This window comes from Agromyces zhanjiangensis (assembly GCF_040496055.1).
In the GTDB taxonomy this organism is placed as follows: domain Bacteria; phylum Actinomycetota; class Actinomycetes; order Actinomycetales; family Microbacteriaceae; genus Agromyces; species Agromyces zhanjiangensis.
This window is the reverse complement of sequence record NZ_JBEPKB010000002.1, coordinates 594,364-619,851: the sequence shown is the minus strand read 5'-3', so window position 1 is coordinate 619,851 and position 25,488 is coordinate 594,364. Positions and strand designations below refer to the sequence as shown.

21 protein-coding genes are annotated in these 25,488 nt (G+C 73.6%); 16 read left to right on the top strand and 5 right to left on the bottom strand.

Going from position 1 to position 25,488, the window contains the following annotated elements:
• Positions 1 to 65 precede the first annotated feature (65 nt).
• The 7 genes from ABME02_RS06080 to ABME02_RS06050 all read left to right on the top strand — a co-directional run bounded on the left by ABME02_RS06080 (position 66) and on the right by ABME02_RS06050 (position 7,261).
• Positions 66 to 1,367, top strand: coding sequence for a DUF58 domain-containing protein (locus ABME02_RS06080; RefSeq protein ID WP_353814357.1), 1,302 nt, complete (start codon positions 66 to 68; stop codon positions 1,365 to 1,367).
• On the top strand, positions 1,357 to 3,789 hold the full coding sequence (locus ABME02_RS06075; RefSeq protein ID WP_353814356.1) for a transglutaminase TgpA family protein: 2,433 nt from the start codon (positions 1,357 to 1,359) through the stop codon (positions 3,787 to 3,789). The genes ABME02_RS06080 and ABME02_RS06075 overlap by 11 nt, the downstream gene beginning before the upstream one ends.
• Positions 3,790 to 3,800: 11 nt before the next feature.
• The gene (locus ABME02_RS06070; RefSeq protein ID WP_353814355.1) at positions 3,801 to 4,364 is read left to right on the top strand and encodes a YceD family protein; all 564 of its coding nucleotides are present in this window, start codon (positions 3,801 to 3,803) and stop codon (positions 4,362 to 4,364) included.
• Between the two features lie 9 nt (positions 4,365 to 4,373).
• Positions 4,374 to 4,577: a 50S ribosomal protein L32 gene (rpmF, locus tag ABME02_RS06065; RefSeq protein ID WP_092669520.1), complete on the top strand. Its 204-nt coding sequence runs from the start codon at positions 4,374 to 4,376 to the stop codon at positions 4,575 to 4,577.
• A 76-nt stretch (positions 4,578 to 4,653) separates the two neighbouring features.
• Positions 4,654 to 5,316, top strand: a complete 663-nt coding sequence (rnc, locus tag ABME02_RS06060) for a ribonuclease III (protein ID WP_353814411.1) — start codon at positions 4,654 to 4,656, stop codon at positions 5,314 to 5,316.
• 1 nt (position 5,317) lies between these two features.
• On the top strand, positions 5,318 to 6,352 hold the full coding sequence (mutM, locus tag ABME02_RS06055; protein ID WP_353814354.1) for a bifunctional DNA-formamidopyrimidine glycosylase/DNA-(apurinic or apyrimidinic site) lyase: 1,035 nt from the start codon (positions 5,318 to 5,320) through the stop codon (positions 6,350 to 6,352).
• Between the two features lie 144 nt (positions 6,353 to 6,496).
• Positions 6,497 to 7,261 (top strand): hypothetical protein, encoded by a 765-nt coding sequence (locus ABME02_RS06050; protein ID WP_353814353.1) that lies wholly within the window; start codon positions 6,497 to 6,499, stop codon positions 7,259 to 7,261.
• A gap of 67 nt (positions 7,262 to 7,328) precedes the next feature.
• Here ABME02_RS06050 and ABME02_RS06045 read toward each other — a convergent pair whose 3' ends face one another.
• Together ABME02_RS06045 and ABME02_RS06040 are read right to left on the bottom strand one after the other, a co-directional pair.
• On the bottom strand, positions 7,329 to 8,432 hold the full coding sequence (locus ABME02_RS06045) for a GNAT family N-acetyltransferase (RefSeq protein WP_353814352.1): 1,104 nt from the start codon (positions 8,430 to 8,432) through the stop codon (positions 7,329 to 7,331).
• Positions 8,429 to 9,541: a GNAT family N-acetyltransferase gene (locus tag ABME02_RS06040; RefSeq protein ID WP_353814351.1), complete on the bottom strand. Its 1,113-nt coding sequence runs from the start codon at positions 9,539 to 9,541 to the stop codon at positions 8,429 to 8,431. The genes ABME02_RS06045 and ABME02_RS06040 overlap by 4 nt, the downstream gene beginning before the upstream one ends.
• 207 nt (positions 9,542 to 9,748) lie before the next feature.
• On the opposite strand from ABME02_RS06040, the gene smc reads away from it, so the two are divergent.
• Complete coding sequence (gene smc, locus ABME02_RS06035) at positions 9,749 to 13,276, top strand: chromosome segregation protein SMC (RefSeq protein WP_353814350.1); 3,528 nt, start codon at positions 9,749 to 9,751, stop codon at positions 13,274 to 13,276.
• A 53-nt stretch (positions 13,277 to 13,329) separates the two neighbouring features.
• On the opposite strand, the gene ABME02_RS06030 is transcribed toward smc, so the two are convergent.
• On the bottom strand, positions 13,330 to 14,994 hold the full coding sequence (locus ABME02_RS06030; protein ID WP_353814349.1) for an alpha-amylase family protein: 1,665 nt from the start codon (positions 14,992 to 14,994) through the stop codon (positions 13,330 to 13,332).
• A gap of 4 nt (positions 14,995 to 14,998) precedes the next feature.
• Positions 14,999 to 15,985, bottom strand: coding sequence for a TIGR03885 family FMN-dependent LLM class oxidoreductase (locus ABME02_RS06025; RefSeq protein ID WP_353814348.1), 987 nt, complete (start codon positions 15,983 to 15,985; stop codon positions 14,999 to 15,001).
• A 138-nt stretch (positions 15,986 to 16,123) separates the two neighbouring features.
• Here ABME02_RS06025 and ftsY point away from each other — a divergent pair, with 138 nt between their 5' ends.
• From ftsY to ABME02_RS06005, 4 genes are all read left to right on the top strand, one after another.
• The gene (gene ftsY, locus ABME02_RS06020) at positions 16,124 to 16,999 is read left to right on the top strand and encodes a signal recognition particle-docking protein FtsY (RefSeq protein ID WP_353814347.1); all 876 of its coding nucleotides are present in this window, start codon (positions 16,124 to 16,126) and stop codon (positions 16,997 to 16,999) included.
• Positions 17,000 to 17,016: 17 nt separating this feature from the next.
• The gene (locus ABME02_RS06015) at positions 17,017 to 17,505 is read left to right on the top strand and encodes a DUF2004 domain-containing protein (protein WP_353814346.1); all 489 of its coding nucleotides are present in this window, start codon (positions 17,017 to 17,019) and stop codon (positions 17,503 to 17,505) included.
• Positions 17,506 to 17,571: 66 nt separating this feature from the next.
• Complete coding sequence (gene ffh, locus ABME02_RS06010; RefSeq protein ID WP_353814345.1) at positions 17,572 to 19,158, top strand: signal recognition particle protein; 1,587 nt, start codon at positions 17,572 to 17,574, stop codon at positions 19,156 to 19,158.
• A 97-nt stretch (positions 19,159 to 19,255) separates the two neighbouring features.
• On the top strand, positions 19,256 to 20,689 hold the full coding sequence (locus tag ABME02_RS06005) for a GH1 family beta-glucosidase (RefSeq protein ID WP_353814344.1): 1,434 nt from the start codon (positions 19,256 to 19,258) through the stop codon (positions 20,687 to 20,689).
• A gap of 39 nt (positions 20,690 to 20,728) precedes the next feature.
• On the opposite strand, the gene ABME02_RS06000 is transcribed toward ABME02_RS06005, so the two are convergent.
• On the bottom strand, positions 20,729 to 21,892 hold the full coding sequence (locus ABME02_RS06000; protein WP_353814343.1) for a glutamate--cysteine ligase: 1,164 nt from the start codon (positions 21,890 to 21,892) through the stop codon (positions 20,729 to 20,731).
• A gap of 146 nt (positions 21,893 to 22,038) precedes the next feature.
• On the opposite strand from ABME02_RS06000, the gene ABME02_RS05995 reads away from it, so the two are divergent.
• The 4 genes from ABME02_RS05995 to ABME02_RS05980 are packed head-to-tail and all read left to right on the top strand — an operon-like array spanning position 22,039 to position 25,488.
• Entirely contained in the window at positions 22,039 to 22,701 is a 663-nt protein-coding gene (locus ABME02_RS05995) for a GntR family transcriptional regulator (RefSeq protein ID WP_353814342.1), read from the top strand.
• A gap of 17 nt (positions 22,702 to 22,718) precedes the next feature.
• A complete protein-coding gene (locus tag ABME02_RS05990) occupies positions 22,719 to 23,867 on the top strand; it encodes an NAD(P)/FAD-dependent oxidoreductase (RefSeq protein ID WP_353814341.1) in 1,149 nt (382 codons plus the stop codon).
• Positions 23,864 to 24,106 (top strand): (2Fe-2S)-binding protein, encoded by a 243-nt coding sequence (locus tag ABME02_RS05985; protein WP_353814340.1) that lies wholly within the window; start codon positions 23,864 to 23,866, stop codon positions 24,104 to 24,106. Before ABME02_RS05990 ends, ABME02_RS05985 begins: the two co-directional genes overlap by 4 nt.
• Positions 24,103 to 25,488 (top strand): FAD/NAD(P)-dependent oxidoreductase, encoded by a 1,386-nt coding sequence (locus ABME02_RS05980; protein WP_353814339.1) that lies wholly within the window; start codon positions 24,103 to 24,105, stop codon positions 25,486 to 25,488. Before ABME02_RS05985 ends, ABME02_RS05980 begins: the two co-directional genes overlap by 4 nt.

The following is a 25,488-nucleotide window of genomic DNA, read 5'->3' as shown; positions in this document are numbered from 1 at the left end:
TGTCGCGGGCCGGCCGAATGCGTCACCAGGCGCGTCCCCGCCTGACCGCGCGGGGGATCGCACTCATGGTCGTGGGGGCCATCCTCTTCGGCGTCTCCCTCTGGTTCGACCTGCGCGACATCCTGCTCCTCGCCGCCGTCGGCATCGCGATGCCGCTCGCCGCGCTCGGCTACCTCGCCGTGCGCCCGCCCCGGCTCGCGGTCCACCGCACCTTCGAACCGCCGGTGGTCGGTGCCGGGCACGGGACGACCGTGAGGCTGCGCGTGCACAACCGGAGCCGTCGCGCCTTCGACGGCGCGCACTGGCGCGACCTCGCCTCGCCGGCGCTCCGCCCGCCGCCCGAGGCGATCCTGCCGGCGATCGGGCGCACCGAGGGGGTCCTGCCCTCGGGTGACGACACCGTCGGGCTGGAGTACCGCATGCGGACGCCGCGGCGCGGCGTGTTCGACGTGGGACCGCTCCGGATCTCATTGGCGGATCCGTTCGGGCTCGCCCGCATCGATCGCGTGGCGGGCGGTGCCCGCGACCTCGTGGTGACGCCGAGGGTCACGCCCCTCGAGCCCGCCGTCGGCCTGCTCGCGAGCGTCGACGGCACGGTGCACGCGCTGCAGCGGCGCACGCGACCGAACAGCGACGAGCTGATCGCCCGCGAGTACCGGTACGGCGACCCGCTCCGACGGGTGCACTGGGCCGCGACGGCCCGCCGCGGGGAGCTGATGGTGCGCGACGAGGAGCAGCGCGGCGACCCCGAGCTCCGCGTGCTCCTCGACACGGCGCTCGGCGGCCGCGTGTCGCATCCGGCGTCCGGGACGCGGGACGGCGCCGACGCCCTCGATCCGGCGTTCGAGCTCGGGGTCGAGATCGCCGCATCGCTCGGCGTGCACCTCCTCGACCGCGGCTTCCGGGTGCGGCTCGACCCGGTCGAGGATCCCGCGGTCCACGTCGAGCCGATCGCGCCGGAGGCGGGCGGGTACCGTTCGCCGGGCGGTGACGTCGCGCTGCTCGAGGACCTCGCTCGGCTCGACCCGCCGCGCCGTGATGCGGCACGCAGCGAGCCGCGCGAGACCCGGCGGCATCCGACCGCGCCCGTGACGACCGTCCGGCGCGACATGCGCATGCCGGCGATCGCCGTGCTCGTGGACCCGTCGGGCGACGCGGCCGAGACGCTCGTCGCGCTCCGCAGCTCGGTCGAGCCAGCGATCGCGTTCGCCGCCGACAGCGTCTCCGCCCGCATCGTCGACCGGCTCGAGGAGGCCGACTGGCGGGTGATCCGCGTCCGTCGGGCGGCCGACCTGCCCGCGGCGTGGCAGGAGGCGTGGCGGTCGGCCCGCGAGGCCGTGCGCTCGGGAGGCCGCCGTGGGTCCTGACCGCTACCCGCTGACCCGTGCGCAGTCGCTCGCGCTGTCGGGGGCGAGCCTGCTCCTCCTCCTCGTGGCGACGACCGCGCTCGGGCCGCTGATCGCGGGGAGCGGATGGTGGTGGGCCGGCGCCGTCGTCGCAGTCGCCGTGATCGGCGGCGGTGCGGCGCTCCGCGCCGTGCGCACGCCGCCGTCGCTCGTCCCGCCGCTCGAACTCGTCGCGATGCTGCTCGCGCTCACGCTGCTCTTCGGCGGGGCGACGAGCCTCGCGCTGGTGATCCCGACGCCCGACACGTTCGCGGTGTTCGGCGAACTCACCGAGGGTGCGCGGCGCACGATCGAGCAGCAGTCGGTGCCGGCGATCCCCGTCCCCGCCCTCGTATTCGCGATCGCGGTCGGCGTCGGCCTCATCGCCGTCTTCCTCGACCTGCTCGTCCAGACCGTGCGCGTCCCCGCGCTCGCCGCGATCCCCGTGCTGGTGCCCGCGCTCGTCCCGGGCCTGTTCGTCGCGGAGGGCGCCGAGGTGCCGGCCCTCGTGCTCACCGCGGCGACCTACCTGCTCCTCCTCCGCGTCGACGTCCGCGTCCGCCGCGCCGCGGAACTCGTGCAGGAGGACGACCGGGACGACGCGCCCGTCGTCAGCGCGCCCAAGCGCGCGCCGATCGTGTCGACGATGGGCGCGTCGCTCGGATTGGCCGCGATCGGGCTCGTCGCGGCATCCGTCATCGCCGCCGCGACGCCCAGCGTGACGACGAGCTTCCTGGTCGGCACCGGCGGGCCCGCGACGCTCTTCGCCCGCGGCGTCAGTCCGTACGTCGACCTCGGCCGCGACCTGCGCAGGCCCGAGCCGGTGCCGGCGTTCTCGTACGTCTCGCCGGAGGGGGAGCGGCCCTACTTCACCCTGCTCACGATCGAGCGGCTCGAGGGGCAGGTGTGGTCCGCGACCGACCGTGCGGTCGACGGGGACAACACGCTCGGCACCCTGCCCCCGCCCGACGGGCTCGCCGGCGACGTCCTGGTCGAGCCGCGCCCGATCGCCGTGCAGGTCGACCAGGTGCGCACGGCCTGGCTGCCGGTGCCGTACCCGTCGACCGAGGTCAGCGGGGTGAACGGGTCGTGGTTCTGGGACCAGGGCACGCTCAACGTCCGGAGCGTCGATGCGACGACGCTCGGGCAGCAGTACCGCCTCACGCACCTCGACGTGCAGCCCGATGTCACGCAGCTGCGCGCGGCATCGGTCCCGTCTCCGGGCGCGGTGGCCGATGCGACCCGCCGGCTGCCCGAGGACGTTCCGCCGATCATCGCCGAGACGGCCGCGTCCGTCACGGCGTCGGCGGCGACGCGCTACGACGCCGCGGTCGCGATCCAGGCGTTCCTGCGGGGCTCGGACTTCGAGTACTCCGAGAGCGCCCCCGTCGCGGACGGGTACGACGGCGCGGGGTTCGAGGCCGTCGCCGCGTTCCTCGAGCAGCGGGCAGGCTACTGCGTGCACTTCGCGTCGACGATGGCGGTGCTCGCCCGCGAGGTCGGCATCCCGTCGCGCATCTCGATCGGGTACACCTCGGGCACGCCCGGCGACGGTCGCGTCGACGGCGAGGTCGTGATCGAGGTCGACTCGCACGACCTGCACGCCTGGCCCGAGCTGTACTTCGAGGGCGTCGGGTGGGTGCCGTTCGAGCCGACGCCCGGGCGGGGGAGCGTTCCCGACTACTCGCGCCCGAACGCAGGGCAGTCCGCTCCGGGGGCGATCCCGACGGGGCCCGCCGCGACGCCCGGGGCGACCGGCCGGCCCGAGGGCGATCCGGACCGCGCGCTCGGCGGTGCCGGCACCACGCCGTCGGCGGGGGCCCAGGTCGCGCAGGTCGGGCTGCTCGGCCTCGCCGTGGCGTTCGTCCTCCTCCTGCCCGCGATGATCCGCATCGGCGTCCGCACCGCGCGACGCTCGGGCATCCGGTCCGGGGACCGACCGGCGGATGCCGCGTGGCGCGAGCTCCTCGCGACCGCCGTCGACCTCGGCCTGCCGATCGACCCGCGGCGCACCGTGCGCGGGGTCGCGGCGGAGCTCGCCGAGCGACCGGCCTTCCGCGGCGACCCGGGGTCGCCGCCGGGCGAGCGGGTCGAGGCGCTCGCCGCCCTGGAGCGCGTGCGCGATGCGGTGGAGCGGGAGCGCTACGGTCGCGTCCGCGGAGCTGCGGCGGTCGGGGTCGCGGGTGAGGGTGCGTCGTCGGCCGCCTCGTCCGCGCGTCCGGGCGACGGCGAGGACCGCGAGCCCGCGCGCCGCGCCGCCCTCGCAGCGGACCTCCGGGCCGCATCCGACGCGCTCCGCGCCGACGCGTCCGCCGCTCGCCGGGTCGCGGCGGTGCTGGTCCCCGGGTCGCTCCGCCCCTCGGCGCGCGTCGCGTTCGGCCGGCCCGCATCGTCCGGCGAGTAGGATCGTCGTTCGTGGCCGTACAGCATTCCCCATTCAGCATCAACGTGCGCGACCTCGTCAACCGACCCGGCGAGATGCGCGAGCAGCAGTTCGACGTGCCGGTTCCCGAGCAGCTGGGCGAGGGCCTGGTGTCGATCCGGCAGGGTTCCGACCTCGCGATCGACGTGCGCCTGGAGTCCGTCCACGAGGGCGTGCTGGCGACCGCGGAGGTGGACGCGACCGCCGAGGGAGAGTGCGGTCGGTGCCTCATCGACATCGCACTGCCCGTCCGAGTCGAGTTCCAGGAGCTTTTCGCGTATCATTCTGGGGAAGCTTTCGAGTATGAGGTTCAAGACGACCACGTGGATCTTGAACCCCTCATCCGAGATGCGGTAGTGCTGGCACTGCCCTTCCAGCCGGTGTGCCGGCCTGACTGCCCGGGTCTCGACCCCGAAACCGGACAGCGAATGGCCGATCATCCGGAACTCGTCACCCCTGTCGAGCGCGATCCGCGTTGGGCTGCGCTCGCAGGGTTCACGGCTTCCGAAGACGAGGGCGCGGATGCTGCATCCGACGCCGACCAGCAGAGAGATTGAGAGAGAGTCATGGCTGTTCCCAAGCGGAAGAAGTCACGCGCCAACACCCACGCGCGCCGTTCGCAGTGGAAGGCCGAGGCCCCCACGCTCGTCAAGACCGTCGAGAACGGCAAGGTCACCTACAGCCTCCCGCACCGCGCGCGCGTGGTCGAGGACTCGGCGGGCACCCCGCTCTTCCTCGAGTACAAGGGCCGCAAGGTCGCCGACGTCTAGTCGGCCCGTGAACGACGAACGACCGGTCGTGAGGCGCGTCGAGCGCACGGACACCGGGGCCGACGAGCTCGCCGAACTGCAGCGCACGCTGCGCGTCGAGCTCGACCCCGATCTCCTGCTCCTCGCCCTCACGCACCGGTCGTTCGCGTACGAGAACGGCGGCATCCCGACCAACGAGCGCCTGGAGTTCCTCGGCGACTCGATCCTCGGGCAGGCGGTGACCGTCAAGCTGTTCACCGACCACCCCGAGCTCGACGAGGGCGAGCTGGCCAAGCGCCGGGCGAGCCTGGTCTCGAGCGTCGCGCTGGCCGAGGTCGCCCGGACGATCGGGCTCGGCCCGTACATCCGACTGGGCCGCGGCGAGACGATGACCGGCGGCGCAGAGAAGCCGTCGATCCTCGCGGACACCGTCGAGGCGATCATCGGCGCGGTCTACCTCTCGCGCGGCGGCGACGTCGCCACCGACCTCGTGCTGCGCCTCATCACGCCGCTCATGCGCGACCCCGACCGGTTCGGCGCCGCGATGGACCCGAAGACGAGCCTGCAGGAGATCGCCGCCCGCCGCGGCGCGACCGCGCCGTCGTACTCCGTGAGCGAGAGCGGCCCGGACCACAGCAAGCACTTCGTCGCGACGGTCACCGTCGGGGGCCTCGTGACCGCATCGGGCGAGGGCTCGAGCAAGAAGCAGGCCGAGATGGCGGCCGCGCTCGAGGCTTGGACCACCCTGAACGACCGCTGACGTGCCCGAACTGCCCGAGGTCGAGGTGGTCCGCGCCGGGCTCGCACCGGCGGTCACCGGTGCCCGGGTCGCGGGCGTCGAGGTGCTCGACGTCCGCTCGCTGAAGCGCCACGAGTCGGCGGCCGGCGACTTCGAGACGCTGCTCACCGGCGAGCGCATCGAGGCCGCCGTGCGGCGCGGCAAGTTCCTCTGGATGCCCCTCGCCGGCGGTGCGGCACTCGTCGCGCACCTCGGCATGAGCGGCCAGCTCCTGCTCCGCAGGCCGGACCACCCCGGCGACGATCGGCACGCGCGGATCAGGGTGCAACTGGAGCACCCGGTGCACGGGGAGCTCCGAGTCGACTTCGTCGACCAGCGGATCTTCGGGTCGATGGCGATCGATCGCATGCTGCCGACCGCGGATGGTCGCGTCGCGGGCTTCTCGGCCGACGTCACCGGCGCATGGGCGCGGTCGATCCCGTCGCAGGTCGCGCACATCGCGCGCGATCCGATCGACCCCGCGTTCGACGACGCCGCGTTCGCCGCGGCGCTCGCCCGCCGGGCGACGGGCATCAAGCGCGTGCTGCTCGACCAGGGCGTGGTCTCGGGCATCGGCAACATCTACGCCGACGAGGCGCTGTGGGCGGTCCGCATGCACGGCGAGCAGCCCGCATCGAGCCTCAGCCGACGACGCGTCCGCGAGCTGCTCGCCGCCGTTCGCGAGGTGCTGCAGAAGGCCCTCGCCGAAGGTGGGACGAGCTTCGACGCGCAGTACGTCAACGTGAACGGCGCATCCGGCTACTTCTCCCACTCGCTGAACGCGTACGGGCGCACCGGTCGCCCGTGCCCGAGGTGCGGCACGCCCATCGTCCGCGAGGCGTTCATGAACCGGTCGTCGCATCGCTGCCCGCGCTGCCAGCGCCTGCGCGCCGGCTCGCGCGCCGCCGCGACGCCGACGGGCGTAGGGCGGCTCGCACGCACGGCTCGCAGCAAAGCTCCAGAATCGTCCGGATCGAGTGCGGGCGCGAGCCCCGTTCCGAACCGCCGACGAACCTGAACCGTCGCGGGGAGGGCTCGCCTTCCACCCCGGCCCGAACACCACCGATCGACGACGCCGTGGCGCACCCCCAAACGGAGGGTCTATTGTCGATTCCACGCGTGCCTTCCGGCAGCTCGACCACCGTTGTCGAAAGGAATGACGATGAGCGACTCCCTCGACGCCCGGACCGGGCGCACCCGAATCCGTGGTACGGCCATCGCCGCCGTCACCGCCGCGCTCGGCCTGATCCTCGCCGCGACCACGGCGGTCGCCCCGGCATCGGCGGCGAAGCCGGTGAAGGGCGGGACGGCATCGACCGTGTACGACTGCGGGTTCTTCCACGACCGCACGGTCACCGCACCGAAGGTCGCGGTCAGCACGGTCGCGCTCAGGGCCGGCGAGGTCATCGGCGTCACCGTCAGCCCCGCCCGTGCGGGTGACGACGTGTTCCTCGTCTCCAACATCGGGTTGAACATCACGTTCGCCGGAGGGCCCGCCACCGAGGGGTTCAGATTCACCGCACCGGTCACGGCGACGTACGGTCTGTCGTTCTCGCTGCGCACCCCGGAGGGATCGACCGCACCTGACGGGCTGACGTGGAAGTTCACCTGCTCCACCGGCCCGTCGGCGATGACCGGCGCACCGATGCCGACCGCGTCGGATTCGGACCGGGACGGGGTGACGGACACCGCCGACCTCTGCCCGTCCACTGCCATCCCGGAGTCCGTGCGGAAGACCGCCGGAAAGTACTACGCCACCACCGGTGGGAAGTTCGTCGATGGTGCCGGGAAGGGGTCCGGTCTGACCGTCATCGACACCGCCGGCTGTAACGCCGCCCAGATCGCCTCCAAGCTGAAGCTGTCAGGGAAGGATGCCCGCGGCGGTATCACGCTCGCTCAGTTGACCGACTGGGCGAACACTCACTGATCGGCGCTGCACGGTCGGCGAGCGCCCCCGACGTCAAGCGCCCTCGGGGTGCACCGGTGCGCCGTCCTCAGCCCCGCTGCCACGTCGCCTGGATCGAGTGCGGGCGGAACCCCAGTTCGCGGTTGATCGCGAGCATGGGCCCGTTCTCGTCGGCGTTCCAGGTGTAGACGTCGGTGCGCTCGGGTGCGGCATCCGCGAGAGCGACGAGGTTCGCGAGCTTCATGCGCAGGCCGAGGCCGTGTCCCCGGTGCGGCCCGAGGACGAGCGTGTCGTCCTGGTAGGCGGCGCGCTTGCCGGGCGCGAGCGTGAGGATCGTGAAGCCGGCGACCTCGCCGTCGGCGGCGACCGCGGCGACGGTGAGGTGCGAGCGCCCGGCCTCGAGGGCGCGCGCCTCCTCGTCGAGGATGCGCGCGGCGTCCCAGTGCTCGTCGGGGAAGTCGACGGCGCCGCTCGGCGCCTCCGCGACCATCTGCGACCGGGCGGCCGCGAACGCGTCGAGGTGCTCGGCGGGCGTGCGATCGCGCCAGAGCTCGAGGCGGTAGCCGTCGGTCCGCGCGGCCTGCTCGGCCAGCCGGCGGAACCGCGGGCCGGCGCCGCCGACGGGAAGGACGCTCGCCACGAGCAGCTGGCCGAGGTCGTAGCCCCGCGAGCGCGCGAACCGGACCGACGGCGCGCCGGCGGGCAGGGAGGCGCCGCCCTGCGGCGCGTGGAGGCGTTCGCCGGCTCCGTCGTCGGTGCGATGCTCCGAGATGAGGATCGTCGACTTCCGTCCGGCGTCGCGCGCCGCGGCCTCGACGGCGTCGAGCACGCGGCCGCCGAGGCCGCGTCGGCGATGGGCCGGGTCGACGCCGACCATGGTGATCATGGGCGCGCCGTCGTCGTCCTCGCGTTCCCACCACGCCGCGGTCGCGGCGACGAGGCGGCCGTCGTCGAAGATGCCGAATCGGTGTCGCTCGAGGTACGGGTTGCCGCCGAGCACCGCGAGCTCGGCCGCGGACCAGCTGAACTCGTCGGTGCCGATCGTCTCGAGCTGGATGCGACGGGCGAGGTCGGCGTACGCCTCCAGGTCGGCCGATTCGGGGATGCCGATGCGGTCGGGCGCCTCGATCGGCCGGAGCACGACCGTCGACCCCGTCGCCGCGGCGCCGCCCTCGGGCACGGCCGCGCTCACGGCCGCTGCCAGACCGACTCGAGGGCGAACGGCCGGAATCCGAGGTCGAGGTTGATGGCGAGCATGTGCTCATTCTCGTCGGCGTTCCACGTGTAGATCCGCTCGCGCGAGGCATCCGCCTCATGCAGCAGGCGGAGGTTCTCCAGCTTCAGGCGCATCCCGAGCCGATGGCCGCGGTGGGCCGCCAGCACGATGGTGTCCCACTGCTCGACGGCGACGGAGCCGGCGGGGAGCGACAGGACGGTGAAGCCCGCGACCCCGCCGTCGGGCGCGATGGCCGCCGCCGTGAGTGTCGTGCGTCCCTTCTCGAGGGCGCGGCGCTCCTCGTCGCGCACGCGCTCGGCGTCCCAGTGCTCGAGCTCGTAGGCGATGGCACCAGAGGGTGCGTCGACCGACATCCGCTCGTGGGCGACGGCGAGCGAGTCGAGGAGCTCGTCGGGGGCGCGGTCGACCCACGCGCGCACCCGGTAGGCGTCGGATGCGGCGAGCCCCTCGAGCCGCGAAGCGAACTCCTCGTCGCGACCGGCGACGTCGAGGACGCTGACCCGGTCGAGTTGGCCGAGCGCGAAGCCGTGCGCCAGCGCGAACTGCGCGGCGGGGTCGTCGACCGGGATCGTGGCGTCGCCCTGCGGGGCACGCAGCACCGCGCCGGAGGCGCCGCCCGGGGCGGTGAGGGTGCCGGCTCGACCGTCGTTCCCCGTCGCCGTCCCCGCGGCGTGGTCGGCCGCGAGGACCAGCGTCGTCCGTCCGGCCTCCGCCGCGATGCGCTCGGCGCACGTGAGCAGCGTCGAGCCGATCCGCTCCCGGCGTCGATCGGGGACGACGCCGAGCAGCTCGAGGTAGGCGGTCCTGGCGTCGTCGTCGCGCTCCCAGACCAGCTCGGCGATGCCGACGAGGTCGTCGCCGTCGAACGCGCCGAACGGCGTGTGCACGCGGTACGGATCGTCCGCGAACTCCACCGCGAGCTCGCCGACGGGCCGCGCGAGCTCGTCGGTGCCGAGCCGTTCCAGGTCGAGCCGGCGGATCAGGGCGGCGTACGCGTCGAGCTCCGGGGGCGCCGGAGCGCGCGGCGTCGCGGGCAGTCGGATCGGTCGGACCTCCGCGTCCATGCGTCCTCCGTCGTTCGGGCAGCGTGCCAGCCTAGTGGGACGGACGGCGAGCCGGTACCCGCGATGCCCGGCGTCGCCCGCCGGACGGGACGCCCCCGGGGAGCCCCGATCCGCTCGAATGCGGCGAGCGAGCGCGGGCGCGCGGCATCCGCTCGGGTACGCTCGTCCGAGGCATCCAGCACCATCACGCCGCGACACCGGGGGGACATGTACCTCAAGAGCCTCACCCTGAAGGGCTTCAAGTCCTTCGCGCAGCCGACCACCTTCGCGTTCGAGCCCGGGGTCACGTGCATCGTCGGCCCGAACGGCTCCGGCAAGTCGAACGTCGTCGACGCGCTCGCCTGGGTGATGGGGGAGCAGGGCGCCAAGACGCTCCGCGGCGGCAAGATGGAGGACGTGATCTTCGCGGGCACGTCGACGCGCGGTCCGCTCGGCCGCGCCGAGGTGAGCCTGACCATCGACAACGCGGACGGCGCGCTGCCGATCGAGTACACCGAGGTCACGATCTCGCGCACCCTCTTCCGCAACGGCGGCAGCGAGTACGCGATCAACGGCGAGCAGTGCCGCCTGCTCGACGTGCAGGAGCTGCTCAGCGACTCGGGCCTCGGCCGCGAGATGCATGTCATCGTCGGCCAGGGCCAGCTCGACCAGGTGCTGCACGCGAGCCCGGAGGATCGCAGGGGGTTCATCGAGGAGGCTGCGGGCATCCTGAAGCACCGCCGGCGCAAGGAGAAGACGCTCCGAAAGCTCGACGCCATGCAGGCGAACCTCACGCGCCTCACCGACCTCGCCGCGGAGCTCCGTCGGCAGCTCAAGCCCCTCGGCCGCCAGGCCGAGGTCGCGCGCGAGGCCGCCGGCATCGCCGCCGTCGTGCGCGACGCGAAGGCACGGCTCGTGGCCGACGAGGTCGTCGAGCTTCGACGCGCGCTCGAGGTGGCCGGGCGCACCGAGCACGAACGGCACGCCGAGCGCCTCGTGCTCCAGCAGGAGCTCGAACGCCACCAGGCCCACATCGATCGGCTCGAGCAGGCGCAGGGCGGCGACGACGTCGACCGTGCGCGCGCCGTGAGCTTCGCGCTCGAGCAGTCCGAGGCCAGGCTGCGCGCGCTCGACTCGCTCGCGCGACAGCGCATCGCGCTGCTCTCAGCGGCCGACGAGGGCACGGATGCCGCGCCCACCGTGACGCTCGCCGACATCGACGCGGCGCGGGGCGACCTGGACGGCATCCGCGGCGGCGTCGGCGACGCGGCGTCCGCCCTCGAGCAGGCGGCCGTCACCACCCGCGACGCGAGGAGTGCGCTCGACGCCGTCGACGAGGAGATCGCCGCGCAGGCGTCACGCGTCAGCGAGTACGACCTGCGCGCCTCCCAGCTCTCCGGCCGGGCCGACGCCGCGGCCTCGAAGCTCGCGGCCGTCCGCGGCGAGGTGCTCCGGCACCGCAACGCCCTCGACGACGCGCAATCGCGGCGCGAGACGGCCGCCGCCGACCTCGCGCGCGTCGAGGCGGAGTCCGACGCCGATCCCGCCTCCGCGACCGACCTCGACGAGGCGTACGAGCTCGCGCAGGCGGCGGTGTTCGAGGCCGAGGCCGAGATCGAGAAGCTCCGCGAGGCGCTCCACGACCGCGAACGCGAACGCGACGCACTCGGCGCCCGCGTCGGGGCGCTCTCGCTCGCGCTCGACCAGAAGGACGGCTCGGCCGCGCTTGCCGCCTCCGGCACCGCGGGCGTCCGCGGCCTCCTCGCCGAGCACCTCCGCGTGGAGCCGGGCTACGAGGCCGCGATCGCCGCGGCGCTCGGGCCGCTCGCCGAGTCCGTGCTCGTGGACGACCGCGACGCGGCGCTCCGGGCCGTCGGCGTCGCGACCGACGACGACCTCGGCCGCGTCGCGCTCACCATCGCCGACCCCGGTGCCGGCGTTCCCGGCACCGAGGGCCTCGACGTCGACGGCCTGATGGCCGCCGCCGACGTGGTCACCGCACCCGTCGGCGTCCTCGCCCTCCTCGGCGAGGTGCTCGTCGCCGACGACCTCGACGCGGTCCGCGCCGCAGAGCCGGCGCTCGCCGCGCTCGACCGGCCCGCGACCGTGATCACGCGCGGCGGCACCGTCGTGGGGCGCTACGTCGTGCACGGCGGCTCCGGGCGCACCCAGAGCCGCATCGAGCTGATCGCCGAGCGCGACCGCGCCGAGGCGCGGCTCGACGAGGTGCGCTCCGACATCGAGCGCGCCCGGTTCGACCTCGACGAGCAGCGCGGCAACGCCGAGCACGCCAAGCAGCAGTCGAAGCTCGCGCTCGCGGCGCTCCGCGAGTTCGACGCGCAGCTCGCCCAGCGCACCGAGTCCCTGAACCGGGCCCGCGTGCAGGCCGAGGCCGCCGCGGCCGAGACCGATCGACTCGCGGAGGCGCTCCGCACCGCCGAGGAGCGCATCGCGGAGGCCGAGCAGGCCGCCACGGCGGCGAAGGGCGAACTCGAGGCCGCGCGCGCCGAGCCGCGGCCCGTGCTCGAGGCCGACCGTCGGGACGGCGCGCTCGCCGCGCTCGAACGCGCGCGGGAGGGCGAGGTCGAGGCGCGACTGAGGCTCGAGACCGCGCGCGAACGCGTGCGCGCCGAGGAGGCGCGGATCGTCGCGATGGAGCGCCAGCACGAGGCCGAGCGCCGTGCCGCCGACGAGGCCGCGCGCCGAGCCGTCATCCGTCGTGCGCAGCTCGAGGCCGCGTCTCGCGTCGCCGACGCGCTGCCGCCCGTCCTCGCCGCGGTCGGCCGCTCGGTCGCCGAGGCCCGCGTCGCGCTGGCGGCGGCCGAGGCCGAGCGGGCGAGCCGCAACGAGGAGGTCCAGGTCGCGCGTCGCGCCGAGGCATCCGCTCGCGAGCGCCTGCAGGCCGTCACCGAGGACGTGCACGGCCTCGAACTGCGGATCTACGAGAAGAAGCTCCACGTCGGCTCGCTCATCGAGCGCGCCGAGAGCGAGCTCGGGCTCGGCGAGGAGGTCCTCGTCGCCGAGTACGGCCCCGACCATCCCGTGCCCGACGACGCCGACGCCGACGCCGAGCCGCGGCCGTTCGTGCGCGCCGAGCAGCAGAAGCGCCTGCAGGCCGCCGAGCGCAAGCTCGCCCAGCTCGGCCGGGTCAACCCGCTCGCCCTCGAGGAGTTCGCGGCGCTCGAGCAGCGCCACCAGTTCCTCACCGAGCAGCTCACCGACCTCGCGAACACCCGCAAGGACCTCCTCACGATCATCGAGGAGATCGACGGGCGCATGGAGTCGATCTTCCGCTCCGCGTTCGAGGACACTCGCGCGGCCTTCGCCGAGGTCTTCCCGATCCTGTTCCCGGGCGGCGAGGGCCGCATCGCGCTGACGAACCCCGACGACCTGCTCACGACCGGCATCGAGGTGAGCGTGAAGCCCGCGGGCAAGAAGATCGAGCGACTCTCGCTGCTCTCGGGCGGCGAGCGCTCGCTCGCGGCCGTGGCGCTCCTCATGGCGATCTTCAAGGCCCGTCCGAGCCCGTTCTACATCATGGACGAGGTCGAGGCGGCGCTCGACGACGCCAACCTCGGGCGCCTGCTGACGACCTTCGAGGCGCTGCGCGAGGAGAGCCAGCTCATCGTCATCACCCACCAGAAGCGCACGATGGAGATCGCGGACGCGCTCTACGGCGTCTCGATGCGCCAGGACGGGGTCTCGGCGGTCGTCGGGCAGCGCGTACGCGAGGAGCTCGACGCGAAGGCGAGCTGAGACGACGGATGCCGCGGGCGCGGCCTCCGCTCAGCCGCGGCCGCGGCCTCCGCTCAGGTGAGCCGGCGGTCGCCCGGTGCGAGCACGCGGAACCAGCGGTAGCCGTACGCGTCGAGCTCGACGTCGACCCGGCCGCGCTCGTCGATCGGATCGGCGTCGACGGCGAACAGGTCGGACAGCACCGCCTCGTCGGGCAGGTCGCCGAGCTCGAGCGTCACCCGCACGGGGCGCGGCGCGAAGTTGTGCAGCGCGACGAACCGCAGGTGGTCCTCGGTGATGCGGTGCGCGAGCACGGCGGGCTCGCCGACGTCGAGCAGTTCGAACGCACCCCACCCGATCTCGGGTGAACCGCGGTACCGCGTGACGAAGCCGCGGATCGTCGCCAGCAGCGAATCGGGGTCGTGCATCTGCGCCTGCACGCTGACGTGCTCGGGCGCGTACCCGTCGCCGGGCGGGGTCGCCGCGAGCCGACCAGGCGCGGCCCGGGAGAACCCGCCGTTGCGGCCGCCCGTCCACTGCATCGGCGTGCGCACCGCCTGGCGCTTCTCCTGCTCGCCGTTCTCGCCCATGCCGATCTCCTCGCCGTAGAAGAGCACGGGCGTGCCGGGCAGCGCGAACAGCAGGCTGTAGACCATGCGGATGCGGCGCGGATCGCCCTCCAGCATCGTCGGCAGCCGACGAACGATCCCGCGGCCGTAGACGCGCATCCACTCCTCGGGCGCGAACGCGTCGAACACCTCCTCGCGTTCGGCGTCGGAGAGCTTGTCGAGCGTGAGCTCGTCGTGGTTGCGCACGAAGTTCGCCCACTGCTTCTCGGGCTCGAGCTGCGGCCGCCGCGCGAGCGTGTCGCGGAGCGCCGTGGCGTCCTGTCTGGCGAGCGACAGGTACAGCCGCTGCATCGCCTCGAAGTCGAACTGCAGCGTGAGCTCGGCCGGGTCGCCCTCGGCGCCGAAGTACTCGAGTTGCTCCTCGTAGGGCAGGTTGACCTCGCCGAGCAGGATCGCCTCGCTCGCCCGTCGCTGCAGGTAGCGGCGGAGGTCGCGCATGAGCTCGTGCGGGTCGCCGATGTCCTCGCCCTCCGGCGGCTCGATGAGGAACGGCACGGCGTCGACGCGGAAGCCGGAGAACCCGAGCTGCAGCCAGAACCCGACGGTCTTCGCGATCTCGTCGCGGACCTCGGGGTTGGCGATGTTGAGGTCGGGCTGGTGCCGGTAGAACGAGTGCAGGTAGTACTGCCCGGTGCCATCGTGCCACTGCCAGACGCCCTCCTCCTCGCCGGGGAAGACGCTCTCGGGCGGGTTCGGCGGGATCTCGTCGCGCCAGACGTAGAAGTCGCGGTACGGCGCGTTGCGCCCCCGCTTGGCCGACACGAACCACGGGTGGCGGTCGGACGTGTGGTTCATGACGAGGTCCATGATCACGCGGATGCCGCGGTCCTTCGCCGCACGCGTGAACGCGACGACGTCCCCGAGCGACCCGAGGCGCGGGTCGACGCCGAGGAAGTCGACGATGTCGTACCCGTCGTCCTGGTCGGGCGAGGGCTGGAAGGGCATGAGCCAGATGCACGTGACGCCGAGCTCGGCGAGGTGGTCGAGCCGCTGCGCGAGGCCCTCGAAGTCGCCGGACCCGTCGTCGTTCCAGTCCATGTAGGTCTCGACGTCGAGGCAGTAGACGATCGCCGTCTTCCACCACAGGTCGCCGCGGTCGGTCGCGCGCATCGGCTCAGCCCTCGATCCCGGCCGACGGGCCGGCGGCGCGCAGCGCGGGCAGCACGTGGGCGCCGAACGTGTCGATGAACCCCTCCTGCTCCTGCCCGACGTGGTGCAGGTAGATGCGGTCGACGCCGAGCTCGGCGATCTCGAGCAGCGCGTCGAGGTGCCGCTGCGGGTCCGACGACGCCAGGAGCGTGTCGGCGACCTCGGACGGGGTCGCGTCGGCCGTGCGCTCGTCGAACGCCTCGGGGGTCGCGAGCTCCCACGCCAGGTGCGGCGGGACGAGGCTCTGCCGCCACTGGTCGTGCGCGATGCCCACGGCCTCGTCGTCGGTCGGCGCCCAGCTGAGGTGCACCTGCACGCAGACCGGCCCGCGACCGCCCGCGCCGCGGTAGGCGTCGATGAAGTCCCCGAGCGCCTCGCGGTCCTGGTCGACCGTGATCACGCCGTCGGCCCACTCGGCGGTCTCGGCCGCGGTCTCGGTGCTCACCGCCGCGGCGATGAGCGGCGGTGCCTCCTCGGGCCGCGTCCAGAGCCGCGCCTCGTGCACGCTGACCGTCCCCTCATGGGTGACCGTCTCGCCGGCGAGGAGGCGGCGCATGACGTCGATCGTCTCGGCGAGCCGGCGGTCGCGGTGGTCCTTCTCCGGCCAGGGCTCGCCCGTGATGTGCTCGTTGACGGCCTCGCCGCTGCCGATGGCCGCCCAGAACCGGCCGGGGAACATCTCGCCGAGCGTCGCGATCTTCTGCGCCGCGACGGCCGGGTGGTAGCGCTGGCCCGGCGCGGTCACCACTCCGAGCGAGAACGATGTCGCCTGCAGCGCCGCGCCGAGCCACGACCACGCGTAGCCGGAGTGGCCCTGGCGGACGCTCCAGGGCGCCCAGTGGTCGCTGCACATGGCCGCGTCGAAGCCGGCCTGCTCGGCGTGCACGACGGCGTCGAGGAGCGCGCTCGGCGGGAGCTGCTCGTGCGACGCGTGGAATCCGACGAGGGGCATGGGGGTCTCCTTCCGTCAGCGGTCGATGCTTCCGCGGGTCGCGGGGCGGCGACAAGGCCTTGCGGAGGCCGGACGCGGCCGGTATCGCGCGGCCGGCGGCGTGAGCCCGCGGCATCCGTCACCCGTAGGCTGGGAGGCATGGCAGAACGCGCATCGTGGTCGCTCGGGTCGGCCCTCCGCAACGTGTTCGGCGCGAGGACGATCGACGAGGACACCTGGGACGACCTCGAGTCCGCCCTCATCCGCGCCGACTTCGGGCCGGCGGTGACCGAGGAGATCGTCGAGTCGATCAAGGCGCAGGTCGAGCGGTACAAGACCACCGACCCGCGCGACGTGCAGCGGATGCTCCGCGAGCTCGTCGAGGAGCGGCTCGCCAAGTACGACCCGACCCTCAAGCTCACCGAGCGCCCCGCGATCGTACTCGTCGTCGGGGTGAACGGCGTCGGCAAGACGACCACGATCGGCAAGTTCGCCAAGTTCCTCGGCAACTACGGTCGGAGCGTGGTCGTCGGCGCCGCCGACACCTTCCGCGCCGCCGCCGTCGACCAGCTCGCCACCTGGGCCGAGCGGGCGGGCGCGCAGGTCGTCCGGCCCGAGCGCGAGGGCCAGGACCCGGCGTCCGTCGCCTTCCAGACCGTGGACTTCGCCAAGCGCACCGGCACCGAGATGGTCATCATCGACACCGCCGGCCGGCTGCACACCAAGGGCGGGCTCATGGACGAGCTCGGCAAGATCCGGCGCGTGGTGGAGAAGCAGGCGCCGATCAGCGAGGTGCTGCTCGTGCTCGATGCGACCACGGGCCAGAACGGGCTCGCGCAGGCCGAGGCGTTCATCCAGCACGGCGGCGTGACCGGGCTCGTGCTCACCAAGCTCGACGGCTCTGCCAAGGGCGGGTTCGTCATCGCGGTGCAGGAGAGGACCGGCCTGCCGATCAAGCTCATCGGCCAGGGCGAGGGCATCGGCGACCTGACGGGCTTCACGCCGCACGTGTTCGCGCAGCAGCTCGTCGGCTGAGAAAGGGGGAGGCGCGCATGTCCATGGAGCACGACTACTTCGGACTCGTCGGCGACTACTGGTCGGAGGACGTCGAGTACGGCGACCAGCGCGTCGAGGTGGTCCTCGACGCCGACGCCGACACCGTGGCGCTCGCGGCGCTGGACGTCGCGGCGACCCTGGTCGGCGAGCTCGAACTCGTCGACGACGAGCTCCGGTCGGCCTTCGTCACCCAGCTCGACTCGGGCGCGTCGCCCGTGATGCGCTTCCTCGCCGCGGTGCTCGACCCCGACCTCGAGCAGGCCGAGGAGGTCGAGGCCGCGATCGGCCGCGACTCCGGGGATCGCCAGATCGACGCGCTGCGGTCGATGTCGCTGACCCGCGTCGACCTCCGTCCCGACGCCGACGAGCCGGGCGACGCGTTCGCGGAGTTCGAGTACGCGCTCGCGCCGGAGGACACCGACGAGCGGCTGGTCGCGTCGATCGACCTCGAGCGCGAGATCGTGGACGTCCGCTTCGAGGGCTGAGCCGGTTCCGGCCCGTGCCGGTGCTGAGCGGATGCCGCGGCGCCGCCCTCTACACTTGAGGGCATCATGGCTACGTTCGGCACCCTCTCCGACCGTCTCACCGAGACGTTCAAGAACCTCCGCACCAAGGGCAAGCTCTCCGCATCCGACGTCGACGGCACCGTCCGCGAGATCCGGCGCGCCCTCCTCGACGCCGACGTCTCGCTCGACGTCGTCAAGTCGTTCACCGCGACCGTGCGCGAGCGCGCGCTCGGCGACGAGGTGAACAAGGCGCTGAACCCCGCCCAGCAGGTCGTGCAGATCGTCAACGAGGAACTCGTCGGGATCCTCGGCGGCCAGCAGCGCCGACTGCAGTTCGCCAAGAACCCGCCGACCGTCATCATGCTCGCCGGCCTCCAGGGCGCCGGCAAGACGACGCTCGCGGGCAAGCTCGCGAAGTGGCTGAAGAAGGACGGCCACACGCCCATGCTCGTGGCCGCCGACCTCCAGCGCCCGAACGCCGTGAACCAGCTCCAGGTCGTCGGCGAGCAGGCCGGCGTCACGGTCTTCGCGCCCGAGCCCGGCAACGGCGTCGGCGACCCGGTGCGCGTGGCGAAGGACGCGGTCGCGCAGGCGCAGCGCGCCCAGCACGACGTCGTCGTCATCGACACCGCCGGCCGCCTCGGCGTCGACGCCGAGATGATGAAGCAGGCCGCCGACATCCGGAAGGCCACGAACCCCGACGAGGTCCTCTTCGTCATCGACGCCATGATCGGCCAGGACGCGGTCGCGACCGCGAAGGCCTTCCAGGAGGGCGTCGACTTCACGGGAGTCGTGCTCTCCAAGCTCGACGGCGACGCGCGCGGCGGCGCCGCGCTCTCCGTGGCATCCGTCACCGGCCGCCCCATCATCTTCGCCTCGACCGGGGAGACGCTCGACGACTTCGAGCCGTTCCACCCCGACCGCATGGCGAGCCGCATCCTCGACCTCGGCGACATCCTCACCCTCATCGAGCAGGCCCAGCAGGCCTTCGACGAGGAGGAGGCGCTCAAGGTCGCCGAGAAGATCGCGTCGGAGCAGTTCACGCTCGACGACTTCCTCGCGCAGATGCAGCAGCTCCGCGGCGCGGGCTCGATCAAGAAGATGCTCGGCATGCTCCCCGGCGCGGGCGGCATGAAGCAGCAGCTCGAGAACTTCGACGAGCGCGAGATCGTGCGCACCGAGGCGATCATCCAGTCGATGACGCCGGCCGAGCGCAAGAACACCAAGCTCCTGAACGGCTCGCGCCGCCTCCGCATCGCGAAGGGTTCCGGCATGACCGTCACCGACGTCAACCAGCTCGTGCAGCGCTTCGAGCAGGCCGCGAAGATGATGAAGACCGTCGCGCGCGGCGGCGTGCCGCAGATCCCCGGCATGGGCCCCATCCCGGGCGGAGGCGGACACGGCGGCGGCAAGCGCCAGGCCGCGAAGGGCAAGAAGAAGTCCGGCGGCTCGCGATCGGGCAACCCCGCGAAGCGCGCCGCGGAAAACGCGGCGATCGCGTCGGGCCAGGTGCCCGGCGCGGCCTCGAACGCTCCCGCCGGCTCGGGCTTCGGCCTCGGCGGCGGTGCCGGCGCCACGGGCACGCCCTCCGAGGAGGAGATGGCCGCGCTGCAGAAGCTGCTCGGCCGCTGACCCGCGCGGCCGCAGAGCCGCTGCGGAGTGCCCGGGCCGTGTGCCCGGGACTAGTGTTGGACGCGCGGCGCGCGCCGCGGACGAGGACGGAGCGACGATGACGACCGGCGACCCCGACTACCGCGACTCGGGCCTCGAGTTCGCGCCCGACTTCCTGCTCGGTTCGGCGACCGCGTCGTACCAGATCGAGGGCGCCGCGACCGAGGGCGGCCGTGGGCCGTCGATCTGGGACACGTTCAGCCACACCCCGGGCAAGGTCTGGAACGGCGACACGGGCGACGTCGCCTGCGACCACTACCACCGGTGGGAGTCCGACCTCGACCTGATGGCCGAGCTCGGGCTCGAGGCGTACCGGTTCTCGGTCGCGTGGCCGCGCATCCAGCCGACGGGTCGCGGGCCGGCGAACGAGGAGGGGCTGGCGTTCTACGAGCGCCTCGTCGACGGGCTCATCGCCCGCGGCATCCGCCCCATCGCGACGCTCTACCACTGGGACCTGCCGCAGGAACTCGAGGACGAGGGCGGCTGGACCAGCCGCGCGACGGCCGAGGCGTTCGCCGACTACGCGCGGATCGTGGGGGAGCGGCTCGGCGACCGCATCGCCGTGTGGACCACGCTCAACGAGCCGTGGTGCTCCGCCTACCTCGGGTACGGCTCCGGAGCGCACGCGCCCGGGCTCCTCGACGGTGCGAAGGCGCTCGCCGCGGTGCACCACCTCAACCTCGCGCACGGCCTCGCCGTCGCCGCGCTCCGCGAGGTCGTCACGAACGACCCCGGCTTCTCGATCACGCTCAACCTGCACGTCATCCGCCCGTCCGGCGAGACGGGGCACGAGGCCGCCCGCCGCATCGACGGCCTCGCCAACCGCGTCTTCCTCGGGCCCCTCTTCGGCGACGGCTACCCGTCCGACGTCGTCGAGGACACCGCAGAGGTCACGGACTGGTCGTTCGTGAAGCCGGGCGACACCGAGCTCATCGCGCAGCCGATCGACCTGCTCGGCGTGAACTACTACTCGACCGTGACCGTCCGGATGTGGGACGGGGTCTCGCCGCGCGTGAACGCCGACGGGCACAAGGACATGGGCGGCACGCCATGGCCGGGCTCCCAGCACGTCGAGTTCCTCGAGCAGCCCGGCCCGTACACGGCGATGGGCTGGAACATCGACCCGTCCGGCCTCGAGGACCTGCTGATCGCGCTGCACGACGCCTACCCCGAGGTGCCGCTCATGATCACCGAGAACGGCGCCGCGTTCGACGACGTCGTCACCGAGGGCTCCGACGGCCCCGAGGTGCGCGACCTCGACCGCATCGACTACCTTCGCCGGCACTTCACGGCCGCGCATCGCGCGATGGCCAGGGGCGTCGACCTTCGCGGCTACCAGGTGTGGTCGCTCATGGACAACTTCGAGTGGGGCTACGGCTACTCCAAGCGCTTCGGCATCGTGCGGGTCGACTACGACACGCTCGAGCGGCTGCCCAAGGCGAGCGCTCGCTGGTTCGCCGAGCTCATCCGCACCCGACGAATCCCGGAGTAGGCGGCTCCCGGAGCAGGCCGCTCCCGGAGCCGGCGGCGGCTACCCGTCCGAGCCGGACTCGCCTCGCGGCTGCGTGCCCTCGCGGAGCTCGCGCGCGAGGTGCGCGACGACCGCCGTCAGGTCGCCGCCGTGCTGCTCGGCGACCTTCAGCTGGCGCTGGTACCCGGCGCCCTCGTCGATCGTGCGGCGGATGCGCTGCAGCTCGACCGCGCAGCCGAGGCGATCGGCCACGGGGGCGAGCGTGACGAGCAGGTCGCGGAGCGCGTCCGCGACGGGCCGCTCGTTGCCCGCGGCATCCGTGATGATCTCGGCGTGCATGCCGTACCGTGCGGCGCGCCACTTGTTCTCGCGCACGTACCAGGGCTGCATGACCGGCATCGTCTCGCCCTCGTCGATCCGCGTCGACATCCACTCGACGAGGCACTGGATGAGTGCGGCGATCGCGCCGATCTCGTCGGCCGACGACACGCCGTCGCAGACGCGGACCTCGACGGTGCCCCAGCGCGGGGAGGGGCGGATGTCCCAGCGCACCTCGGTGTGGTCCTCGATGACGCCGGTGCGGACGAGGTCGTCGACGTACCGCTCGTACGCGCCCCAGTCGGGCAGCTGGTACGGCAGGCCCGCGGTGGGCAGTTGCTGGAACATCAGCGCCCGGTTCGACGCGTAACCCGTCTCGACCCCCGCCCAGAACGGGCTCGAGGCCGAGAGCGCCTGCAGGTGCGGGACGTACGCGAGCAGCCCGTCGAGGATCGGCAGCGCCTTGTCGCGTTCCTCGATGCCGACGTGCACGTGGATGCCCCAGATCATCATGTTGCGGCCCCACCAGCGCGTGCGCTCGATGAGCTTGCGGTAGCGGGGCTTGTCGGTGAGCCGCTGGTCGTACCAGCGGCTGAACGGATGGGATCCGCTGCACATCAGCTCGTACTCGCCGATCCGGTCGAGCACGGCGCGCACCTCCGCCACCTGCCCGGTGAGGTCGTCGACGGCGCCCGCGACGGAGTCGTGCACGCCGCTCACCAGTTCGACGGTGTTCGTCAGGAGCTCCGACGTGATGGACGCATGCGGCGTCCCGTCGGCGTCGCCGAGCTCGGCGAGCACGCGGTCGCCGACGGACGCAAGCTCCCCGGTCGAGCGGTCGACGATCGCGAGTTCCCACTCGATGCCGACGGTCGATCGCTCGGATCGCGCGAACTCGATCGCCATGCGGCCCCCCGTCCCGCGCCAGTGGGCGCACGGCAATCATGACACGGCGGGTCGCATCGAGTCCGGCTCCGTGACGACGGAGTCGTCCTGTCGTTCCGGCGGCGCGGGGACTAACCTATAATGCATGACATATCACTGGTGCCGGCATGGGTGATCCCTCCCCGCTGCTCGAGGTGGCGAGCCTCCGGGAGCAGGTCGAGCGTGCGATCGCCTCCCGCATCATCGCGGGCGAGGCCGAGCCCGGCGACGTCCTCACCGTGCCCACGACGGCCGCGGCGTTCGGCGTCAGCGCGACCCCGGTCCGCGAGGCCATGCTCGACCTGGCGCGGCGCGGGTTCCTCGCCCCCATGCGCAACCGGGGGTTCCGGGTGACCGAGGTCTCCCTCGACGAGCTGCGCCAGCTGCGCGAGGTGCGCCGCCTGCTCGAGGTACCGCCCATGCGCGAGCTCGCCGGCCGCGTCCCGGAGGCGACGGCGGTGCGACTGCTGGACCTCGCCGCCGAGATCGTCCGCGCGGGCGGCGAGGGACGCTTCCAGGACTACCTCGAGGCCGACACCGACTTCCACCTGACGCTGCTCGGGCTCACCGGCAACCGGTACCTCGTCGACGTCGTGCGGGAGCTCCGCCAGCAGACCCGCCTCACCGGGCTCGCCGAGCTCGCGGAGACGGGCGCGCTGACCGAGTCGGCGCTCGAGCACGCCGAACTCGTCCGACTGCTCGTCGACGGCCGTGGCGATGCCGCCGCCGACCTGATGTCACGCCACATCGGGCACGTCGGCGGCATCTGGAGCGGCGAGCACGAGGACTGAGACGCAGCGTGCGGGTCGTGGTCATCGGGGCGGGCATCGTCGGCGCCGCCTGCGCGCTCGCGCTCGCCGAACACGGGGCCGAGGTGGTCGTCGTCGACCGGGTGGGCGTCGCCGGCGAGACCTCCAGCCGGTGCGAGGGGAACCTCCTCGTGAGCGACAAGGTGCCCGGCGCCGAGGCCGACCTCGCGATCGCCTCGAACGCGAGGTGGCGGAGCCTCGCCGCCCGACTCGACGCCGACCGGCGCGACGGCCGGCCCGCGACGGAGTTCGAGGCGAAGGGCGGCATCGTCGTCGCCTTCCACGGCGGCGAGGCCGCGCTCGAGCGGTTCGCCGAGGCGCAGCGGGCGACGGGCATCCGCGCGGAGGCCCTGGACGCGGCGTCGCTCGCGGCGGCCGAGCCGCACCTGTCGCCCGAGGTCGCGCACGCCGTCCGCTACCCCGACGACGCGCAGGTGCAGCCCTCGAACGCGACGCAGGCGCTGCTCGCCGAGGCGATCCGGCTCGGCGCGCGCCTCGTGATCGGCGAGGTCACCGGGGCGGCCGGGCGGCCGGGCACGCTCACCGGCGTCCGGACGGGCACGGGCGAGATCGGCGCCGACGTCGTCGTGAACTGCGCCGGCCCGTGGTCCGCGGAGGTCGCCGCCCGGCTCGGTGCCCGCCTCGACATCCGCCCGAGGCGCGGCATGATCCTCGTGACGGCCCCCATGCCGCAGCGCGTGTTCCACAAGGTCTACGACAGCGACTACGTCGGCGCCGTCGGGTCGGGCGACGCCGCCCTGCAGACCTCGACCGTCGTCGAGTCGACGCCCGGCGGCACCGTGCTCATCGGGTCCAGCCGCGAGCGCGTCGGCTTCGACGAACGGCCCGGCGTGGCACCCGCGGCGGCGATCGCGGCCAAGGCCGTCCGGCTGTTCCCGTTCCTCGAGCGGACCATCCTCCTGCGCACCTACGTCGGGTTCCGTCCGTACGCGCCCGACCACCTCCCCGTGATCGGGCCCGACCCCGACGTCGCGGGACTCGTCCACGCGACGGGCCACGAGGGCGCGGGCATCGGCCTCGCGCCGGCCACCGCCGAGCTCGTCGCGCACGCCGTGCTCGGCGCACCGACCGACCTCGATCCGACCCCGTTCCTGCCGGGCAGGGACGGCCTCCGGGAGACCGCATGATCCAGATCACCGTCGACGGCGAACCCGTCAGGGGCCGAGACGGCCAGACCATCGCCGGCGTGCTCATCGGGGCCGGACGCACCGCCTGGCGCACCGCGCAGACGGGGGACCGGGGCCTGTTCTGCGGCATCGGCGCCTGCCACGACTGCCTCGTCACGGTCAACGGCGTCGAGGGGGTCCGAGCCTGCCGTCGCGAGGCCGTCGACGGCGACCGCATCGAGCGCGAGGTGCGTCCGTGACGCACGTGGCGATCCTCGGCGGGGGCCCGGCCGGACTCGCCGCCGCGCAGGCCGCGCTCGCCGGCGGGGCGCACGTGACCCTGCTCGACGAGGGCGACCGCCTCGGCGGACAGTACTGGCGTCATCACGAACGGCTCACCGATCACCGCCTCCAGCACGGATGGCACCGGTTCGAGCGCCTGCGCGCGGCCCTCGACCGCGGCGGCGCGCATGTGCACGCCGGGGCGAGCGTGTGGTCCGCCGAGGCGGACGTGGACGGCGTGCGACTCCGCGCCGTGGTCGGCACCGCGGACGCCGACGGGCGGACGGCCGTCGACGTCGCCGCCGACGCGGTGGTCGTCGCGACGGGCGCGCACGACCTCGCACTGCCCGTCCCCGGCTGGACCCTGCCCGGTGTCACCACGGCCGGCGGTGCCCAGGCGCTCGCGAAGCGGGACGGCGTCGCGGTCGGCCGGCGCACGGTGGTGAGCGGCGCGGGCCCGTTCCTCCTTCCGGTGGCGCAGTCGCTCGCGCTCCTCGGATGCGAGGTCGTCGGGGTGCACGAGGCGTCTCGTCTCGCTGCGCTCGCAGCGGGGTGGCTGCCGCGCCCGTGGGAGCTCGCCGGCAAGGCCTGGGAGTTCCTCGAGTACGCCGGTGCCCTCGCGCGGCATCGGATCCCGTACCGGGTCGGCAGCGCTGTCGTGCGCGTCCTCGGCGAGGAGCGGGTGGAGGGCGTCGTCGTCGCCGAGCTCGACGCCGACTGGCGCCCGATGGCGGCAACCGAGCGCGAGGTCGCGTGCGACGCCGTGGCGCTCGGTCACGGCTTCACGCCCCGGCTCGAGGCTGCGCTCGCGCTGGGTTGCGCCGTCCACGGCGACCGCCGCGGGCGCGTCGTCGCGGTCGACGAGCGGCAGCGCACCAGCGTGGCGCGCGTCTTCGCGGCGGGCGAGGTCACGGGCATCGCCGGCGCCGACGCCGCCCTCGCCGAGGGCGCCGTCGCGGGGTTCCTCGCCGCCGGCGGTGCGCTCGACGACCCCCGACTCCGGGGCCCGCTGGCCGCCAGGCGGCGGACGCGTGCGTTCGCGACGCGCCTGGAGCGTGCGCACGGGATCCGGCCGGGGTGGACGGCGTGGGTCGACGACGACACCATCGTGTGCCGCTGCGAGGCGGTCACGCGGCGCACCATCGCCGAACGTGCGGAGGTGCCGCTCCGCGCGATGCGGCTCGCGACGCGCGCGGGGCTCGGTCCGTGCCAGGGGCGCACGTGCGGCCGCGCGGTCGAGGCGATCGTCGCCGATGCGGGCGGCGCCGGGGCTTCCGAGGGGTTCGACCGTCGGCCGGTGCTCGCGCCGGTCCGCCTCGGCGAGGTCGCGGCGGTTGCCGACACCGGACCAGCCTCGTAG

What these genes read in the sequence shown, in the direction of transcription:
- ABME02_RS06080 (WP_353814357.1), top strand. Translation starts at nt 66, where the DNA reads ATGGTCGTGGGGGCCATCCTCTTCGGCGTCTCCCTCTGGTTCGACCTG.
- rpmF (WP_092669520.1), top strand. Translation starts at nt 4,374, where the DNA reads ATGGCTGTTCCCAAGCGGAAGAAGTCACGCGCCAACACCCACGCGCGC.
- ffh (WP_353814345.1), top strand. Translation starts at nt 17,572, where the DNA reads ATGGCTACGTTCGGCACCCTCTCCGACCGTCTCACCGAGACGTTCAAG.
- ABME02_RS06050 (WP_353814353.1), top strand. Translation starts at nt 6,497, where the DNA reads ATGAGCGACTCCCTCGACGCCCGGACCGGGCGCACCCGAATCCGTGGT.
- ABME02_RS06015 (WP_353814346.1), top strand. Translation starts at nt 17,017, where the DNA reads ATGTCCATGGAGCACGACTACTTCGGACTCGTCGGCGACTACTGGTCG.
- smc (WP_353814350.1), top strand. Translation starts at nt 9,749, where the DNA reads ATGTACCTCAAGAGCCTCACCCTGAAGGGCTTCAAGTCCTTCGCGCAG.
- ABME02_RS05985 (WP_353814340.1), top strand. Translation starts at nt 23,864, where the DNA reads ATGATCCAGATCACCGTCGACGGCGAACCCGTCAGGGGCCGAGACGGC.
- ftsY (WP_353814347.1), top strand. Translation starts at nt 16,124, where the DNA reads ATGGCAGAACGCGCATCGTGGTCGCTCGGGTCGGCCCTCCGCAACGTG.
- ABME02_RS05995 (WP_353814342.1), top strand. Translation starts at nt 22,039, where the DNA reads ATGGGTGATCCCTCCCCGCTGCTCGAGGTGGCGAGCCTCCGGGAGCAG.
- ABME02_RS06040 (WP_353814351.1), bottom strand. Translation starts at nt 9,541, where the DNA reads ATGGACGCGGAGGTCCGACCGATCCGACTGCCCGCGACGCCGCGCGCT.
- ABME02_RS06030 (WP_353814349.1), bottom strand. Translation starts at nt 14,994, where the DNA reads ATGCGCGCGACCGACCGCGGCGACCTGTGGTGGAAGACGGCGATCGTC.
- ABME02_RS06000 (WP_353814343.1), bottom strand. Translation starts at nt 21,892, where the DNA reads ATGGCGATCGAGTTCGCGCGATCCGAGCGATCGACCGTCGGCATCGAG.
- ABME02_RS06005 (WP_353814344.1), top strand. Translation starts at nt 19,256, where the DNA reads ATGACGACCGGCGACCCCGACTACCGCGACTCGGGCCTCGAGTTCGCG.
- ABME02_RS06025 (WP_353814348.1), bottom strand. Translation starts at nt 15,985, where the DNA reads ATGCCCCTCGTCGGATTCCACGCGTCGCACGAGCAGCTCCCGCCGAGC.